Source organism: Pseudomonas sp. PDM24, assembly GCF_019218905.1.
Classification (GTDB): Bacteria; Pseudomonadota; Gammaproteobacteria; order Pseudomonadales; family Pseudomonadaceae; genus Aquipseudomonas.
In genome coordinates, this window is the sequence record NZ_JAHUWR010000001.1 from 325500 (window position 1) to 342937 (window position 17438).

Genomic DNA, 17438 nt, shown 5'->3' on the forward strand with positions numbered 1-17438 from the left:
TATGGCCATCACACTGGAACAAGCGCAGAACCAGCTGCAGGCCTGGCTCGACGCGAGCCTCAAGGTCAGCCAGAAACAGAGTTACCGCATCGGTACCCGCCAGCTGAACTATGCCGACGCGGCTGAGATCACCCGGATGATCGATTACTGGCAGGGGCAGGTTGATCGTCTGGCCAGTGGCCGGCCTCGCGGCATTGTCCTGCGCGGGATCACACCGTTATGAGTCGCGTGCCGAAGGTGCCTGAGCCCACGTTGTTGGATCGGGCAATCAGTTGGTTCAGCCCCGAAAGCGGCGCCAAGCGTATGCAGGCGCGCATGACCATGACGGCGCTGGGTGGTTACAGCGGCGCCTCCAAACGCAAGCGCTCGCTCAGTGCCTGGCATGCATCGGCGGGTAGTGCCGCCGCAGATCTGCTTCCGGATCTGCCGACGCTGCGGGAACGTTGCCGCGATCTGGAACGTAACAACCCTATCGGTGGCGGTGCGATCAACACGGTCACCACCAAAACAGTGGGTACCGGTCTGGCACTCAAGTCGGTGGTCAATCGGCAGATCCTCGGTTGGGATGAGGACACCGCTCGGGAATGGCAGCGCAACACGGAGTCACTGTTCAAGTCCTGGGCGGAAACCACGGCGTGCGACATCACCCGCGAACAGAATTTCTACGGGCTGCAGGATCTGGCCTGGCGTTCGGTGTTGAGCAGCGGTGACGTGTTTCCGCTGCTGACGCACAAGGAACGTCCGGGTCAGCACTATTCGGCCTGTATCCAGTTGATTGAGGCCGACCGGATCTGCAATCCGCAGGGCAAGGCCGACACGGAAACACTCACCGCCGGCATCGAACGCGACGCCGACGGCGAGCCGATCAAGGCGCACATCCTGCGCAGTCATCCTGGCGCATTGGGTGTGAAAGAGCGGGTGTGGGATGAACGCCCATTCTTCAATGAGCGGGGTGGGCGGGCGCTGCTGCATTTGTACCGGCGTCGACGTGTGGGTCAACCACGCGGCGTGCCGTATCTCACCCCGGTCATCGAGAAGCTCAAACAACTCGATCGCTATACCGACGCGGAGCTGGAAGCCGCCGTGGTGTCGGCGTTCTTTGCGGTGTTCATCAAGCCCGGGAACGGCGGCAACCTCAGCCCGCTGGCTTCGGCGGCGACCGGCAACACCCCGGTGGGTGGTGATCGTCCAGCCGGTCGCGAGTCAGGCGGCTGGGACGGCTCACTCAGCGGCGGCATTGTCGCTGAGCTGGACGACGGCGCCTCGATTGACACCGCCGCGCCGGGCCGTCCCAACCTGGCATTCGATCCGTTCGTGTTGGCGATGTTGCGGCAGATCGGCATGGCGCTGGAGCTGCCGTATGAGGTGCTGATCAAGCACTTCACCGCCAGCTACACCGCCGCCCGTGCGGCGGTGATGGAAGCCTGGCAGTTCATCCGCGGTTGCCGCGACTTCCTTGGCAACGGCTTCTGTCAGCCGGTGTATGAGCACTGGCTGGAAGAAGCGGTCGCTCAGGGAGATGTCGATGCCCCCGGCTTTTTTGACCACCCGCTGCTGCGCTATGCCTACTGCGGCTCGTTGTGGGTCGGCGATGGTCCGGGCACCGTGGATCCGCTCAAGGACATCAACGCGGCTAAGGGTCGTGTCGATCTCGGCGTCAGCACCCTGGCCAAGGAATCGATGCTCTACGACGGCAGCGACTGGGAAGAAAACCACGAACAGCGCGCACTGGAAGTGAAGCGTCGGATGGAGGACGGCCTGTCGGCCACGCCGGCCTCACAGCCTGAAGATCAGCTGCCGCCAAACCCTGACTTACCCGAACGGACCTGACCATGACCGATAAACCAACCGACGCACCCCCCGTGCATCGGGTGACGGCGTTCGACCTGGTGTCGCGTGAACCCTGGGCCATCACCCCGGACATGCTCAACACCATTGCCGCCATCGCCCGGCGTGAACATGAAGGGCCCGAGGCCGTCGAGGCTCGCCAAGGTCGACCCCTGCAGAACAGCCGCACGGTCACTCAGCGCGGCAACGTGGCGTTGGTGCCGGTCACTGGCCCGGTCTTTCGCTACGCGAACCTGTTCACCGCCTTGTCCGGTGCGACTTCGCTGGACGTGCTGGCGAAGGACTTCACCGCGGCGGTGGATGACCCGCGTACCGAAAGCATCATCCTGGTGATGGACACGCCCGGCGGGCAGGCCAACGGCATTGCCGAGTTTGCTCAGATGATCCGCGCCTCCCCCAAACGGGTGGTCGCTTACGTCTCGGGCAATGCCGCCAGTGCGGGTTACTGGATGGCCTCGGCGGCGCACGAGATCGTCATGAGCCGCACCGGAGGCGTTGGCTCCATCGGCGCCGTGCTCAACATTCGGGCCAACAAGGATGACGGCAGCCTGGAGATTGTCAGCAGCCAGAGCCCCAACAAACGTCCGGACTTTACGACCGAGCAGGGCCGGGCGGTCGTGCAAAGCCATGTCGATCGGTTGGCCGGCATCTTCATCGAGGACGTTGCGAGCTATCGCGGCGTGACCGTTGACGACGTCCTCGCCGATTTCGGCCAGGGCGACATGCGGATTGGATCTGACGCCGTTGCGTTGGGCATGGCCGACCGCGAATCCACCCTGGAAAACCTAATTGCCGAACTCAATGGCAGCACCTTTGGAGATCGTTCCATGAGCACCACAACCACCAGTAAGCCCAACGACAGCGACAAGCCGCCGGTCATCGACCGCAACTACCTGGCCACCCACCATGCCGAGCTGCTCGCGACACTGGAGCATGACGCACACGCGGCCGGTGCGCGTGCCGAGTGCGATCGCATCAAGGGCGTCGAAGCCGCCGCGCTGCCGGGCCACGAAGAGCTGATCGCCAGTCTCAAGTTCGATGGCGTCACCAGCGGCCCCGAGGCTTCTGCCCAGGTCATCGCGGCGGAGCGAGCCAAGCGTAGCAATGCCCTGGCCACGCTACGCAGCGATGCTCCGGCGCCGGTCCCGAATGCCCCAGCACCCGCGCCGGAACCGGTGGCAAAAACTGCTGAGGAACCAGATGCGCCGCTGGAAGAGCGCGCCAAGGCGACTTGGGACAGTGACAAGGAAGTACGTGCCGAATTCGGCACCTTCGAGGCCTATCACGGTTATCGCCGGGCTGAGGACAAAGGCCTGATCAAGGTCTTGAAAAAGTAACTCGGCATTTAACCCTCAACCCCTCGGCTTTGGAGAACACCTATGCCTCTTACCCTCGACACCCCACGCTCCCATGAGATCGGGGATATCAACGAATTGCCCGTTGCAGCGGCCACGCAGATCTTTGAAGGCTCGGCGGTCGGGATCAACTCGGCGAACGGATTGGCTCGCCCCTTGGCCGCCGGTGATCTGTTTGCCGGTTTCGCTGATCGCAATGCTGACAATCGCTTGGGTGCAGCTGCTGCCCTGCGCGTGCGGCTGCGTGAAGCCGGCAAGATCGAAGTGCCGATCGCTGGGCTGGCCGTGACGGACATTGGCAAGCTGGTTTATGCCAGTGACAGCGGCACCTTTGCGCTCACAGCCGTCGGCAACAGTTTGATCGGCCACGTGCACCGTTTTGTCAGCGGTGGCGTGGGTATCGTCAAGTATGCCGCCCAGGCTATCCCGGCCGCGTAATCACGCGCCCATCCCTCACCTTCATCAGGAGAAACCCCCATGGGTGCTGAAGTACTTTCCAGCCGTGCCGTTATCGGCACTTTTTACGAACTGCTCGAGCAGAACACCGGGGCCAGCTGGATCGACTTCTTGTCGAACCTGTTCGACTCCGACCAAGCCAAAGAAACCTATCCGTGGATCGGTAGCGTTCCGACCTTGCGTGAATGGATCGGTGGTCGTCATGCCAAAGGCTTCATTTCCGCTGACCTCGAAATTGAAAACCTGCATTTCGAAGCGACCATCGAAGTCCTGGTCAAAGAGCTGCGCCGCGACAAAACCGGGCAGTTGCGCATCCGTCTAGGTGAGTTGGCCGACCGCACCAACTCGCACTGGGCGCGGCTGCTGTCGGCGCTGATTCTCAACGGTGAAAGCCAGGTCTGCTACGACGGCCAGTACTTCTTCGATACCGATCATGAGGAAGGCAAAAGCGGAGTGCAGTCGAACAAGATCACTACCGACATCAGCGAACTGAGCGCCACGCTGCATGGCACTCCCAGCCGCCCGAGCCCTGAAGAGTTCCAGCAGGCGGTTGCCAAATCGGTCACCCAGTTGACCAGCCTGAAGGACGATCAGGGCGAGCCGATCAACGAACTGGCGCGTGAGTTTTTGGTGATGGTGCCCTTCAGCTTGTTGAGTGTGGCGCAGTCGGCATTGACCGTACCGCGCGGTACCAACATCAGCGAAATCGTCATGCCGGACAACGTCACCGTCCGTGTGATCGGCAATGTGCGCCTCAATGCCTGGACCGACAAGTTCGTCACGTTCCGCACCGACGGCCGCCTGAAAGCGTTCATTCGTCAGCAGGAAACGGACGTGGTGATGAAGGCCAAGGCCGAGGGCTCGGAGTTCGAATTCGACAACGATGCTCACCAATACGGCGTCGATACCTGGCGCAACGTCGGGTTCGGTCGCTGGCAGTACGGCGTCCTGAACCAACTGGTGTAAGCCCTCAGGCTTTCATCCCACAGAGGACAACACCATGCCGAAATACCGTGTGGATCAGCCCATCACCCTGTATGGGGGGGAGCTGATTCTGACTGATGCTCAGGCCAGTGCGCGAGCGCACAGCCTGGAGCAGGTTAAAAAAGGGCGCTACACCATTGTGCAGCCAGTCCAGTTCAAGATCGGGGAAGAAATCGTGATCCCTGGCGAACCGGACAAAGCGCTGGCGCAGCGAGTGACCAAACTCGAACGAACAGCGGGGGCAGCCAATGGCGAATAAATCCTACACCGTGCTATCCGGTTCCTTTCGCGACCATCACAACGAAGTGATTGGCGCCGGTGGCACTGTCGAATTGCCCGATGATGTGGCGGTCCGTTTTCGCCACCAGCTGCTGGAAATCAAACAGGATCCGGCGCCGGCCACGGTCGCTGCACCGGCCAAGTCCAGCGGAGCGGCCAAGGAGGGCCGTGATGTTTGACGATGACCTGGCGGGCTTCCTCGAAGATTTTGATGCCGGCGGTTTGGTCGATGATCAGCCATTTCTGGCCGTTCGCGATATGCCGGACGAAATCCGGGCCATGGCCGGCATCAATAGCCAGTCCACCTATTACGAGATCCTGGTCATCACCGCCGAGGCCCAGCGGCTGGCCATCGACAACGGGAAAATGATCAAGGTCGGGGGCGTTTCTTTCCGGGTGCGTGACCGACTGATGATTGATGACGGGGCATTCAGTCTCGTTTCACTCACCGAGATTTAATCATGCCTTCGATCCAAGAACGCATCGTCCAGCGGGCGCAGGCGCTGATTCTGGGCGCCAATACGTTGGCCGAAGATCGAGTGTTTCGAAGTCGGACGGATGCCTTCACGCGCAAACAAACACCCGCCATCGTGATCCGCCCGGATCTGGAAACCACCGAACGTGAGAGTCACACGGTGGATCGCAACCAGTTCGAGCTGTCGGTGGAAATCCTCGCCCGTGAAGACACCGTGACCAGGAACGCATGGGATCAAGTTGCCGACCTGGTGAAGGTTGCCGTGCATACGGTGCTGATGGGGGAGGACGCGTTTCCTGAAGCCGATCGTGTACAGCGCTTTTACATCGACTGGATTGAAGAAGACGGTGACAACACCGCAGGCAACTGCATGGTGCGTTATCGCTTCACTTACTTGTGCAATTCCGGCGATTTGACGTCCGGTCCTACCTTTTACTGAGGAACACAACCATGCAAATTGCATTCGGCAGCGGGTTGTTTTACGCCACCCCGCTGATGGACGCCTTCGGCAACGCCATTTCCGCACCGACGCCTATCCTGCTGGGCATCATGCAGGAAGCGTCGGTCGACCTGTCTTTCGATTCCAAGGAGTTGTTTGGCAGTGAGCAGTTCGCGGTCGATGCGGCACGCGGCCAAGGCAAGTTGACGGGTAAGGCCAAATCGGCGCAGATCAGCTTGCTGCAGTGGAACCAGCTGGTATTCGGCCAGACCCTGACGACCGGCCAGGTGTTGGTCCACCACGCCACGACCCCGACCGCTATTCCGGTCGGCACCGAGATCCTCGTGACCCCACCAGCCGGGGGCTCGCTCTCCGGTGATCTGGGGGTTCGTGGTGCCGGTGCGGTGCCTTTTGTGCGCGTGCTGAGTGCACCGACCGCTGGCCAGTACACCTTTGATGTGGCGACCGGCACCTACGGATTCGCTGCAGCTGATGCCGGCACGCCGGTGTTCATCGACTATCGCTACACGGTGCAGACCGGTAAGAGTCTGTCGGTGCGCAATTTGCCGATGGGCGACATGCCGGTTTTCCAGGGTGAGTTGATCCTGAAGTACAAGGGCAAAAGCATTTATGTCCGCGTGCCCAACTTCGTCAGCAACAAGCTGGGTATCGCCACCAAGCAGGACGATTACACCATTCCTGACTTCGAATTCACCGGCTATGCCGATGAGTTCGGTGAGGTGTGCTACTGGAGTGCGAACGAATGAGCACCGTGAACATCCCTGGCATCAGTTACCCGTTTCCGGGTAAGCCGTTGGTGATTCCGCCGCTGTCGTTGGGTGACCTGGAGCAGTTGCTGGATCGGATCAATGCGATCGTCGCCGGCGGTATGGACCGGAGCAGCATTGCGACGGTGATCGACGCCACGCACGCGGCGCTTCGCCGCAACTACCCGGACATGCTCCGCGAGGAAGTGGCGGGTTTGCTGGATCTTCGCAACATGCGCGACGTACTCAACGCCGTGATGAGTGCGTCTGGCATGGAGGCGCAGCCGGTGAACGAACAGGGGGAAGCGCTGGCCCCTTTGACTGGGGCCAGCTCTACGCTCACCTGATTGCTAGCACGGGTCAGAGTCCGGCCACGCTGCGGCGTGAGTGGGACATGACCATGGTGGGGCACATGACCGACTACTGGCGTCACCATCCACCGGTTCATGTGCTCGTGGCTGGTTACATGGGATACAAGCCGGAAGAACAGGTTACTAATGCACCTGATCTTGCCACTAACCTTGCCAGTCTGGCCGAGGATCTGCGAGACGAGTTGCCTGAACATTTGCGGGGGGCTTTGGAGGCATTTGTAGGTCAAATCTGAACAGCCGGCGGCACACATTAATCTCTTACAGAAACCCCACCTCGGTGGTTTTTTTCGTCTGCGTTTTGAGGTCGGCATGGATAGAAATATTGCGTACCAGTTCACGGCCGGTACCCAGGGTTTCGATCGGGCGGTGGATAGCATTGAGCGCAACATGCGTGACGCTCGAAGTACGTTCAATCGCGAACTCAAGGCGATCAACACCGACATGGTCGGTAGCCAGGTGCAGATCAGTCGTCTGGGGACTGCGGCCAATGATGCTTTCGCCTGGGTGGGCTCCAAACTCAAAGGTGACCTGTTGGCGTTGGGCGCTTCGATGGCGGCGGTTTTTTCGGCCGTGGCGATCAAGGATTTTGTGGCCGATAGCAAAGCTGCCGCGATCCAGCAGGAGGCCGCTTATCGAGGCCTGGAGGCCGTGGCCAATCACGCCGGTGTCGGCATCGGCCGGGCGATGCAGGAAGCGCAGAAGTTGTCCGCCGATGGCCTGCTCAGCGTCGGTGATTCAGCCAAAGCCCTGCAAAACCTGCTGAGCCGGGGATACAACCTGGATCAGTCGATCGCGGTCATCAATCGCCTGAAGGATGCGGCGGCATTCAACCGGCAGGCCAATCTCGGTTTATCCGAGGCGGTGTTAACCGCCACCGAGGGTCTGAAGAGCGAAAACTCGGTGCTGGTCGATAACGCGGGTGTGACAAAAAACGTCGCCAAGATGTGGGACGAGTACGCCAAAAGCATTGGCTCCACACGCGACAAATTGACCGCGTCCCAGAAGGTGCAGGCTGAATACACCGGCATCCTCAAGGAAACCGAAGCTCAGGTAGGCAATGCGGCGAAAGCGGCGAAGGGGCTCACCGGTAGCCAGGCCGAACTGGACGCCAAAAGCAACGAACTGAAGGTCACGGTCGGCACCATCCTTGAGCCTGCGTTCATCAGCCTGAATAAAACCTTGGCCGAGACCGCGAGCTGGTTCAATGGCTTGCTCAAGAGCATGACCGGTGTGGGGTTAACAGTCGATGACGTCACCGGCAACATCGCCCGTCTTGAGGCTTCTTTGGCAAATTTCAAAGAAGGCCCGCGAGGCGGCGGTGCCAGGGGGCCGCTGGAAGGCACACTTCAAGAGCAGCGTTTGCTCTTGGAGCAACTGCAGTTGTCGTCGGACAAAATCGACGAAGTCGACGCGGGCATGAAGACGCGTCTGGCTCGCATTGAAGAGCAGCGGCGCAAAGTTGCCGCGATGGCAGCGACCGGCGATACCGCCTTGTCCACCAAGCAGCAAGCCCAATTGCGTCCTACGGCCTATGGTCTTGAAGTTAGCCGTCTGACCAAGCTGGAAGAGTCATATGCCGCTGCTATTAAGCGGCGCAAGGAACTGCAAAAGGGCACCGAGCCACCGGCCAAGCCCGAGCCCGAAGTTAGCGGCGGCGGTGCGACAAAGTCCCGGGTCAGTCAGTGGTCCGAGGTGCTGGACGCGCAGAAGGTCGCCCACGCCCAGCAGCAGGCAGAGCAAGGCACCTACAACCAGTTTTCGCTTCGGCAGGAAGTCGAATACTGGCAGGGGATTCTCAAACGCACGGACCTGAGTGCGTCCGAACGTCTCGGCGTTCAGCGCAATTACCTGGCCGCACTGACAGCCATGCGGCGTCAGGACGAGGGTAAAGCGTTCGCGGATCTACAGGCACAGGCGCAGCAGTATCGCAACAACATGGATGCGCGATTGCAGATCGCCCAGCAAGCGTTGGAGCGCAGCCGGCAACTGTATGGCCAGGACAGTCAGGAGTATCGACAGGCGGCGGCGGAAGTGGTCGCGATCGAGCGAGAGAAGCAACAGCAGATCTCGACGATGAAGCAGCAGCAATTGGCAGCCGATCAGCAGGCCCGGCTGGGCAATATCGCCCATGCCGAACAGATGGCCCAGCTGGACCTGCAGGCCAACCTGATCACCCAAGGGCAATTGCTGCAGGCGCAGGCCGAGTTCGAACAGCAGCGCTACGCCATTGAGGCGGCTGCATTGGCGCAGCGAAAAGCTTTGCTCGATCAAGACCCTGACCGCAACCCCGTTGCCCTGCAACAGGTTCAGCAACAGATCCTGGCCCTGGAACAAACGCATCGCAACAGCATGGCAGTCATCGGCCGGCAGCAAACCCTGGAATCGCAAAACAACTGGACCGGCATGCTCGGCAGTGTTCAGTCGAGTTGGACCAGCGGCCTCAACGGCATCCTGACCGGGACGATGAGCACTCAAGGATTGCTGCAGGGCATCTTCGGCAGCATCGGCACCGCGTTCATCGAGAACATGGTGACCAAGCCGTTGATGGCCTGGATGTTCGGTGAAACCGCCAAGACCGGCGCGACGGTGGCCGGCGTCGGTGTGCGGACAGCGGCAGAGGCGGGTGGTGCGGCAACGTCCGTGGCGATCTGGGGAGCGGCGACGATCAAGAACATCATTGCCAGTGCCTGGCAAGCGATGGCTGGTGCCTTCGCGGCCATGTCGGCCATTCCCATCATCGGTCCCGTGCTGGGTGTCGCTGCCGCTGCGGCGGCTGGCGCCTTCGTGTTTGGCCTGGTGAAAAACGTGGCGTCGGCCGAAGGCGGCTACGACATTCCGGCGGGTACCAACCCGATGACTCAGCTTCACGAACAAGAAATGGTTCTGCCCAAGCAGTACGCCAACGTTATTCGCCAGGCGGCGAATGGCGACGGGCAACTGGGGGGCGGCGGCACCTATCACTACAACGATTACAGCGGCCGGATGACGCCGGCAGACATCCGGCGCAATGCCCGGGCGTTTGCCGAAGAAATGCAAAAAATGCGGCGCAACGGTGCCATCAAGGCATAGGGGGAATCATGCCATTAGGTCCGTTCTGGCCACCACGCTGGATAGCCAGCTATCCGGATGTGGGAGTAGTCAGAGAAGGTGTTTTGCCGCGTATGCCAGGGCAAACATTGCTGTCGAAAAAGGCTCCGGAGTGGAGCACGGGGGTGCAAAAGGCGGTTAGCGGCCGACGTCGCACTACTGCTTATTACTCGGCGCCCTTGTGGTCATTCCAGATCAGTTACAACGCGGTGCGCAAGCGGCCGGGGCTGGATGAGTGGTCGCGCCTGGTGGACTTTTTCAACAGTCGCAAAGGGCAGTTTGGCGAGTTCCTGTACTTTGATCGCTCCGACCACCTCGTTAGACAGCACCGGTTCGGTACCGGCGACGGCACCACCGTAAGGTTTCAGCTATCCCGCCCCATCGGTGGCTGGATCGAGCCGGTGTATGGCGTCGTCAACATTGATGCGCTGACGGTGGGTGGCGTTCTGACGGCGGCGTACAGCGTCGACGAGCTTGGCCTGGTCACTTTTGCCGTGCCACCGCCGAACGGGGCGTCATTGGTGTGGAGCGGCGCGTTTTATTTTCGCTGCGCCTTTGATGCCGATTCGCTGGATGGCGCTCAGCCTTTCCGGACGATTTGGGAAATGAAGAACGTCGCCTTTACGAGTATCAAACCATGATCGATGCCAGTCCGGAGTTGAAGCAGTTCCTGGCCACGGCACGCAGCTTTGTGATGGCCGACCTGTACACGATTGTCTTGGCCAGCGGACAGGTGCTGCGCTACACCGATGCGGGCCTGCAGATTTACTACGCCGGGCAGAACTACTCGGCCAGTGGTCCGCTGATCAAACGTACCGGTGTGCGTGCGGTGCGCGGCATCGAAGTGGATACCTTGAACGTCACCTTTACCGCCGGCCTGAACGACACCGTACTGGGGGAGTCAGTGCTGCCGTTCATTGCCGGTGGTGGGTTTGATGGCGCTACGTTGAATCTCGCCCGGGCCTTCATGGTGGACTGGGGGCAGCCGGTGGTTGGAGCGGTGACACGCTTCATTGGCCGGGTGGCCGAGGTCGATCCCGCGGATCGCGAGCAAGCGACCGTGACAGTCAAGTCGCCGATGGAACTGCTGGACACCAAAGTCCCTCGGGGTGTGTATCAGCCGTCGTGTCTGCGCACGGTGTACAGCGCCGATTGCGGGGTTAATCGGGCGTTGTTCCAAACGGCGGGAGTGGTCCAGGCCGGCAGCAACACCGCGTTGCGCATCAATTCCAACGTATCGGCCGAACAGGGTTGGTTCGACCAGGGCGTGATTCGCTTCGTCAACGGGGCCAATGCTGGTGTGGCGCGCACGGTGCGTCGGCAGACCGCAGACGGCGCGGTCACGATGATCCTCGGCGTGCCTGCTGTGCCCGTCCCGGGCGATCAGTTCCTGATTTATCCGGGCTGTCCGCGCACGCTGGATGCCTGCACCAACAAGTTCGGCAATCGCGCGCGTTATCGCGGCATGCCCTTCATCCCAGTCGCGGAGACATCCATATGAACGCGCTCGAAGCTCAGCAGCGGGCGGCCGTGGTGGCCGAGGCAGAACGCTGGCTACGCACACCGTACCAGCACCGTCAGCACTTGCTGGGTGTCGGTGTCGACTGTGCCTGGCTGCTGATCGAGGTCTATAACGCGGTCGGGCTGATGCCCTTGATCGACCCCGGACCCTATGCCCAGGACTGGCACCTGCATCGCAGCGAGGAACGTTATCTGGACTGGCTCGATCGGTACGGCCACCCCGTGGAGACGCCTCAACGCGGAGACATGGCTGTGTGGCGTTTCGGCCGCACCTACAGTCACGGCGCGGTGGTGATCGATGAACACCGGGTCATCCATGCCTACCGCGATATAGGCGTGGAATACGCAGACATGCGCGAGGAACGGCTGGCCAGCCAGCTGGTGCGTTATTACACACTCAATCTATATGGAGTCAGCGATGGGGGGCAGCAGCACCACAATCTCTAACAGCGCCACGCGCATCAATGCGCTGCAAGTTCAGAGCAGCGCGAGCGGCAAGCCGATCGCCTGGCTCGCCGGCCGCAATCGCATCAGTCCCAACCTGATTTACTACACCGACTTTGAATCCGTGGCGAAGACCACGAAGAAAAAGTCCGGCGGCAAGGGCGGCGGCGGGGCGACCCAAAAAGACACCACCTACACCTATTACGCGGCGCTGATCCTCGCGATCGGTCGTGGAACGTTGGGGGCTGTTCACCGCATTTTCCGCGACAAGGAAGTGTTCGCTGAAGCGGTCATAAAAGGTGTGACCCAGTCGGCTTTGGCTCAGGCAGGTTTCAGCTTTGCGCAGGGTACCCGTGACCAGCCGGTATGGGGATTTCTTCAAACCAAGCATCCAGCCGAGGCCATCGCCTACGCGGACACGGCCTATGTGTATGCCAGTCGGTATCTGCTCAACGATAGTGCTGGGGTGCAGAACCACACGTTCGAAGTCGATGGTCCCTATCAAGTGCCCGGGCTGCCGGACGCCAATCCCGGGGAGTTCTTGCCAGGACTACTGCTCGACCCTCTGGACGGTATCGGATTCAACCCCGCGTGGATTGCCGACCTGAGCAACTATCGCAACTACTGCCTGGCTGAAAACCTGTTGTTGAGTCCTGTGCTCGATGAACAGTCACCGGCCAGTGAGGCGATCGCCCGCTGGCTGCAGCTGACCAACAGCGAACTGGTCTGGTCGGCGGGTCAGCTCAAGGTCATTCCCTATGGCGATCAGGCCGTCACCGGCAACGGCGTGTCCTGGTTTCCGGATGTCGCGCCAGTGGCGAACCTGACCGACGACGATTTCCTGGCCGAGGAGGGTGAGCCTCCGGTCTCACTCAAGATCAAGAGTCAGGCGGACAGCTACAACGAGGTCTCGCTGGAGATTCTCGATCGTGCTCACGAGTACAACACCGACGTGGTGCGCGGCACCGATCAGGCGGCCATCGAGCAGTTCGGCTCGCGACCGATGGAGACGATCAAGGCCTATGAGATTTGCGATGTTGCAATCGGCGCGCACGCCGCGCAGCTGCTGGTGCAACGCAAGCTTTACGTGCGCAATGAATACCAGTTCTCGCTGGGTTGGCAGCATGTGCTGCTGGAACCGATGGACCTGGTCACCATCACCGAGCCGGGATTGAATTTGCATCAGCGTTTAGTGCGCTTGATCTCGGTCGAGGAGGACGAAGAGGGCAAGTTGGCCGTGGTGGCCGAGGATGCATTGTTGGGCGTCGGCAGTGCGCCCAAGTATCCAGTGCAAAGCAAGAGCGGCTTTCAAAGCAATCAGAACATCGCACCCGGTCCGGTCTTGGCGCCGATCATGTTCAACCCGCCGGAAAGCCTGTTGCTAGCCGGTGAGTTGCAAGTGTGGGGTGCCGTGGCCGGTGCGAGCCCCAGCTGGGGTGGCTGCGAGATCTGGATCAGTGCCGACGGCGACAGTTATCGGATGGCCGAAACCATCTATGGCCGGGCGCGTATGGGCAGGCTCTCCGCGACGTTGGCTGCCGGTAGCGATCCGGACACTGCCAATGCCTTGTCCGTGCAACTGGCGGCCACGGATGAACTGACGGCCGCGACCACCGCCGAGGCAGACAGTGGCGCCACCCTGTGCTGGGTGGACGGGGAACTGCTTAGCTACCGCGATGCAACGCTGACCGGCGTGGGGGCTTATCAGTTGGGCTACCTGCGACGTGGTCGGCTCAGCTCGCCGGTGGCCAGCCATCCGGCCGGTTCACCCTTCGTGCGCTTGGACGATGCGGTCTGGAAATACAGCTATGCCCGGGATCAGATCGGCAGAACCGTGTGGGTGAAGTTCCGCTCGTTCAACGTGTATGGCCGGGCGCTGGAGAATCTGGCGGACGTCACGGCGTACAGCGTCACCTTGTCGCCCGCGCGGGTGGTGCCGGCACCGGCACAGCACCTGGCGTTGGTCGGCTCATTCGAAGCGCCGTACTTCACCGTCAGTTGGACGGCAGGGGCTCGCGCCGAAGATCGGCTGGTACGGATCCGCCACGCAGGCAGCAATGCGCTGCTGCGTCAGGTGTCGACCACCAGCAGCGCCTTCACCTACCAGCGTGCCGATGCCTTGGTCGACGGCGCGTTGATACGCAGTTATCGCGTGGAGATCATCGAGCGAAACGCTGCCGGCAGCGCACCGTTGACGTCGGTGTTAGTGACCAATACGGCGCCGCCGGCCGTAAGCGGTACTGCTGCGACAGTCAGCGGCACCACAGTTGATGTGAGTTGCGACGAAAGCACTGCAGCAGACGCTGCTGGTTATGTGTTCGTGTACTCCACGTTCGCTGATTTCGATCCGACCATCGCAGGGGCTGTTGGATATCAGGGCTCGTCCCGTTCCGGGGAGATTGCCGGCTTGATCGTCGGTACCACGTACTACCTGCGCGCTGCTGCCTATGACACCTGGAGCAGCACACGCAACCAGCTCAATTTCGCTTCGGCGATCACCTTTAACACCTGATAGAGAGCCACCATGCAACCCATTCAATTCTTTGCCGCAAGGGCCGAGGACGGCGTCCTATTGCCTGGAGCGACGGTGCGTGTGCTTGTGTCAGGGACTCAGACGCTGGCCACCTTGTTCACCGACGCGACCGCGTCCGTGATTCAGGGCAATCCATTTAGTGCCGATGCAGCAGCCCGGGTGTTTTTCTATACGAAGGTCGACCGGATTGATATTCAGATCAGCTACGGGGGGTACCAGGCACCCTTGCTGCGTGAGATCCACACGGTGGATGCCGCCGACGTGGTGGACGCCGAGGTTGGAAGGCTTCGGTTAGAACTCACCGATGGGAAAATCTATCCCAGCGAAGCGGCAGGCCGAGCCAGTGCTACCGTTCTCAACGGGATGATGTTCTGGGCCGCCAGTACGGATCCACGGATTCTGCGGACGTTGTGGCAGAAGGTGGACAGCGCCACTTCGCTGCATATCTCTGATGATGTCAGTAAGAAAGTCGTCGATGACCTTTCCAGCAGGGCAGATCGTGACGATGCTCTCGGGTTTTATCGGGACGGCGTGTCGGATTTTGCCTTTCCGATCGTGGACCCCTCGGGAAAGGTCGTCGGTTTTTTGGGGAACGGTGGAGTGTTTGCGACTCACCTTGAGGTGCCCTCCATGGCCTCGGTCCCTTCCAGGGATGGGCCGTCGGGGATTCCCATTATCCAATCGCTGGTCGATCGCAAGAACGGCATCACCTTCAATCCCGACGATGGTCGGACCGATCTGTTGTTGTCTGACAGCGCGATTCGGTTTGTCGCGCAGAACCTGAGCGGCGTCTCGACCTACCTGCCGCTGACGGAGATGCGCGGCTCTTATGCGGTCTCTGCAGTGCGGCGAACCACAGCGTTCAATATCGCCGCGATTCAGGACCGCAGTGGTCAATCGTATGACGGGAAGCAAAGGGCCACGGGCTCTTACGACACCATCGTGATCGATCGCAAGGCGCCGATGCGATTCCGGGGAATGATCGGGCAGTCAAATTCTCTGGGGGCATCCAGCCCTGGCATCCTCGAAGGTCGGCCGTTGTTTCCTCATACGGTATTGTCGTTTGACGGCCGTTTTTTTATGCAGGGATCAAATGGGCTGGTGAACGGGGAAACCTTGACCGATCTGGTGCCGCTGTACGATTCAGCCGCCGGCCTCGGTCAATGGCCGGCTGCCCTGGCGGCGTTCTCCTCCGCGCAGGCGTGGGCAGACGCCGGCCTTCCTCAGGTCGGCCAAATCGTGGCGACGGCAGGCCAAGGCGATCAGCCGGCCGCCAGTTTTTTATCCGGTACGGTGAACTGGATCAATTTGATGACCTTCGCCAATCGCGCCAAGGTCTGCGCCGCCCTCTACGGGCGCACCATTGAATGCCGGCACCTGACCTACATTCAGGGTGAAAAGTCGGATAACTGGTACGCCGATTTCAATACCTTTGTCGACACCGTCATACCCGCGCTGAAGACCCAGCTCGGTCAGACCAGCCTGATGGAGATTGCCCTGTGGCAGACCGTCGGCGTGTCGCCGGATAACGGTGTCGGTCAACTGCAGATTGCTGCAGCGGATGCGCGGACTGATGTGAAGCTCTTCGGCCCGATGTACATGCTGCCGGTCAGTGATCTTCAGCATGCCAATGCCTTGGGCAAGATGTTGATGGCCGATATCCATGCGGCAGTGGAGGTCCAGATCGAACTGGGCAGGACGTGGAAACCTCTGCGGATGCGCAGCGCTGTGCGGGTCGGTACGACCGTTACCCTCACGGTGGACTTGCCGCCCGGGACCACCAGCACTGCTAAGGACCAGGACTGGCTGCCGCAGGTCACTCAGGATGGCTTTGTGTTCCGCGACAGCAACGGCGCCACTGCGATCACCGCCATTGCGTATGCCGGGGCCACCATCACCTTGACCCTGGCGGCGGTACCAACCGGGGGCAGTCCGGTTGTGCGGTACGGAATGGATTACGGCCTAGGAGCTGGCTACTACTCCATGGCAGGCAACGCCATTGCCATGACCGAGACACCATCTTTTTACCATCGCCTGGGGCATCCGGTACCGAAGTTCATTCGGCATAACCTCTTGCGTCAACAAATAGGAGTCACCGTATGAGCATCGCTGGAATCCGGATCAATCAACCCTTTAACAACGATGCGTTGAGCGTGGGCGGCTCGCGGGCTGAAGCGCTCATTGGCGATGTTCACCTGGTTAACTGGTTCCAGGCGGATCCCCGTAGCGTGGACCTGGACGGTGCCGAAATCATTTCCTTTACGGACAAAAAGGGTACGGGGGCCAAGTTCACTCGGGCGACTTCGGCCAACTCGGCGACGCTGGTCAACGGCTTGTTTGGAATCTACCCGGGGGCCAGGTTCAACGCGTCGGAATCCGACAAGTCGGTGTTCTCCGGGGCTGCCGCCAATCTATCGCAGCCGTTTACCTGGGCGGGTGTAGCGACGCTCAACAACAATGCGGCAGCCGCCAACCTGATGGGCACGTTTACCAGCACCACGGTCCGATCGATTCTGAACGTATCTGGTGGAGCGGCGGCGATGCGTCTGCAATTTGGCACGGTGAGTACCGGCGCACTCGCCATTCCCATCGGGGAGCCGTTCGCCTTCGCCGCTGGATTTGATGGCACCAACATCTTTTTGATGGTCAATGGTGCGGTGAGCGTTGTTGCGGCGGCTGGCGCTCCCAGTATGTCGGCCTTGAGCCTTGGTGCGTTGCCTGGAGGAGGGCAGTTCTGGGACGGCAATGTGTCCGACATTTTTATCTGTGATATCGCCTTGAACAGCTCGGCTCCTGCAGCCACCGCGTTGCTCAGCAAGATTCGAGGCTTCACCCAAAGGGCCTATGGCCTAAGTGCCTGATCAATTCCCGTCATCTAT

General features: G+C 60.7%; 19 protein-coding genes. All 19 read left to right on the forward strand.

What is annotated here, in order from left to right; translation table 11 throughout:
• Nucleotide 1 precedes the first annotated feature (1 nt).
• The 19 genes from KW837_RS01575 (at nucleotide 2) to KW837_RS01665 (ending at nucleotide 17420) form a co-directional block, all read left to right on the forward strand.
• Nucleotides 2-223 (forward strand): DUF6148 family protein, encoded by a 222-nt coding sequence (locus KW837_RS01575; protein WP_052963663.1) that lies wholly within the window; start codon nucleotides 2-4, stop codon nucleotides 221-223.
• A complete protein-coding gene (locus tag KW837_RS01580; RefSeq protein ID WP_218394280.1) occupies nucleotides 220-1830 on the forward strand; it encodes a phage portal protein in 1611 nt (536 codons plus the stop codon). The genes KW837_RS01575 and KW837_RS01580 overlap by 4 nt, the downstream gene beginning before the upstream one ends.
• A gap of 2 nt (nucleotides 1831-1832) precedes the next feature.
• Nucleotides 1833-3185, forward strand: coding sequence for a S49 family peptidase (locus KW837_RS01585; protein ID WP_218394281.1), 1353 nt, complete (start codon nucleotides 1833-1835; stop codon nucleotides 3183-3185).
• Nucleotides 3186-3227: 42 nt separating this feature from the next.
• Nucleotides 3228-3641 carry a hypothetical protein gene (locus KW837_RS01590; RefSeq protein ID WP_218394282.1) on the forward strand — a complete coding sequence of 138 codons (414 nt, stop codon included), beginning with the start codon at nucleotides 3228-3230 and terminating at the stop codon, nucleotides 3639-3641.
• A 39-nt stretch (nucleotides 3642-3680) separates the two neighbouring features.
• Nucleotides 3681-4625, forward strand: a complete 945-nt coding sequence (locus KW837_RS01595) for a Mu-like prophage major head subunit gpT family protein (RefSeq protein ID WP_028939676.1) — start codon at nucleotides 3681-3683, stop codon at nucleotides 4623-4625.
• Between the two features lie 34 nt (nucleotides 4626-4659).
• Complete coding sequence (locus KW837_RS01600) at nucleotides 4660-4902, forward strand: hypothetical protein (RefSeq protein ID WP_052963667.1); 243 nt, start codon at nucleotides 4660-4662, stop codon at nucleotides 4900-4902.
• Nucleotides 4892-5101, forward strand: a complete 210-nt coding sequence (locus KW837_RS01605) for a hypothetical protein (RefSeq protein ID WP_218394283.1) — start codon at nucleotides 4892-4894, stop codon at nucleotides 5099-5101. Before KW837_RS01600 ends, KW837_RS01605 begins: the two co-directional genes overlap by 11 nt.
• Entirely contained in the window at nucleotides 5094-5381 is a 288-nt protein-coding gene (locus tag KW837_RS01610) for a hypothetical protein (protein WP_218394284.1), read from the forward strand. The genes KW837_RS01605 and KW837_RS01610 overlap by 8 nt, the downstream gene beginning before the upstream one ends.
• Nucleotides 5382-5383: 2 nt before the next feature.
• Nucleotides 5384-5836 carry a hypothetical protein gene (locus tag KW837_RS01615; protein ID WP_218394285.1) on the forward strand — a complete coding sequence of 151 codons (453 nt, stop codon included), beginning with the start codon at nucleotides 5384-5386 and terminating at the stop codon, nucleotides 5834-5836.
• Between the two features lie 11 nt (nucleotides 5837-5847).
• A complete protein-coding gene (locus KW837_RS01620) occupies nucleotides 5848-6603 on the forward strand; it encodes a hypothetical protein (RefSeq protein WP_218394286.1) in 756 nt (251 codons plus the stop codon).
• Nucleotides 6600-6950, forward strand: a complete 351-nt coding sequence (locus KW837_RS01625) for a hypothetical protein (RefSeq protein ID WP_218394287.1) — start codon at nucleotides 6600-6602, stop codon at nucleotides 6948-6950. Before KW837_RS01620 ends, KW837_RS01625 begins: the two co-directional genes overlap by 4 nt.
• 65 nt (nucleotides 6951-7015) lie before the next feature.
• Nucleotides 7016-7207, forward strand: coding sequence for a hypothetical protein (locus KW837_RS01630; protein ID WP_218394288.1), 192 nt, complete (start codon nucleotides 7016-7018; stop codon nucleotides 7205-7207).
• Nucleotides 7208-7283: 76 nt separating this feature from the next.
• Complete coding sequence (locus KW837_RS01635) at nucleotides 7284-10043, forward strand: hypothetical protein (RefSeq protein ID WP_218394289.1); 2760 nt, start codon at nucleotides 7284-7286, stop codon at nucleotides 10041-10043.
• A gap of 8 nt (nucleotides 10044-10051) precedes the next feature.
• A complete protein-coding gene (locus KW837_RS01640; RefSeq protein ID WP_218394290.1) occupies nucleotides 10052-10702 on the forward strand; it encodes a DUF2460 domain-containing protein in 651 nt (216 codons plus the stop codon).
• Nucleotides 10699-11562, forward strand: coding sequence for a DUF2163 domain-containing protein (locus KW837_RS01645; RefSeq protein WP_218394291.1), 864 nt, complete (start codon nucleotides 10699-10701; stop codon nucleotides 11560-11562). The genes KW837_RS01640 and KW837_RS01645 overlap by 4 nt, the downstream gene beginning before the upstream one ends.
• A complete protein-coding gene (locus tag KW837_RS01650) occupies nucleotides 11559-12029 on the forward strand; it encodes an NlpC/P60 family protein (RefSeq protein WP_218394292.1) in 471 nt (156 codons plus the stop codon). The genes KW837_RS01645 and KW837_RS01650 overlap by 4 nt, the downstream gene beginning before the upstream one ends.
• Nucleotides 12001-14538, forward strand: coding sequence for a phage tail protein (locus tag KW837_RS01655; protein WP_218394293.1), 2538 nt, complete (start codon nucleotides 12001-12003; stop codon nucleotides 14536-14538). The genes KW837_RS01650 and KW837_RS01655 overlap by 29 nt, the downstream gene beginning before the upstream one ends.
• Before the next feature lie 12 nt (nucleotides 14539-14550).
• Entirely contained in the window at nucleotides 14551-16662 is a 2112-nt protein-coding gene (locus KW837_RS01660) for a hypothetical protein (protein ID WP_218394294.1), read from the forward strand.
• On the forward strand, nucleotides 16659-17420 hold the full coding sequence (locus tag KW837_RS01665; RefSeq protein WP_028939662.1) for a hypothetical protein: 762 nt from the start codon (nucleotides 16659-16661) through the stop codon (nucleotides 17418-17420). Before KW837_RS01660 ends, KW837_RS01665 begins: the two co-directional genes overlap by 4 nt.
• Nucleotides 17421-17438 lie beyond the last annotated feature (18 nt).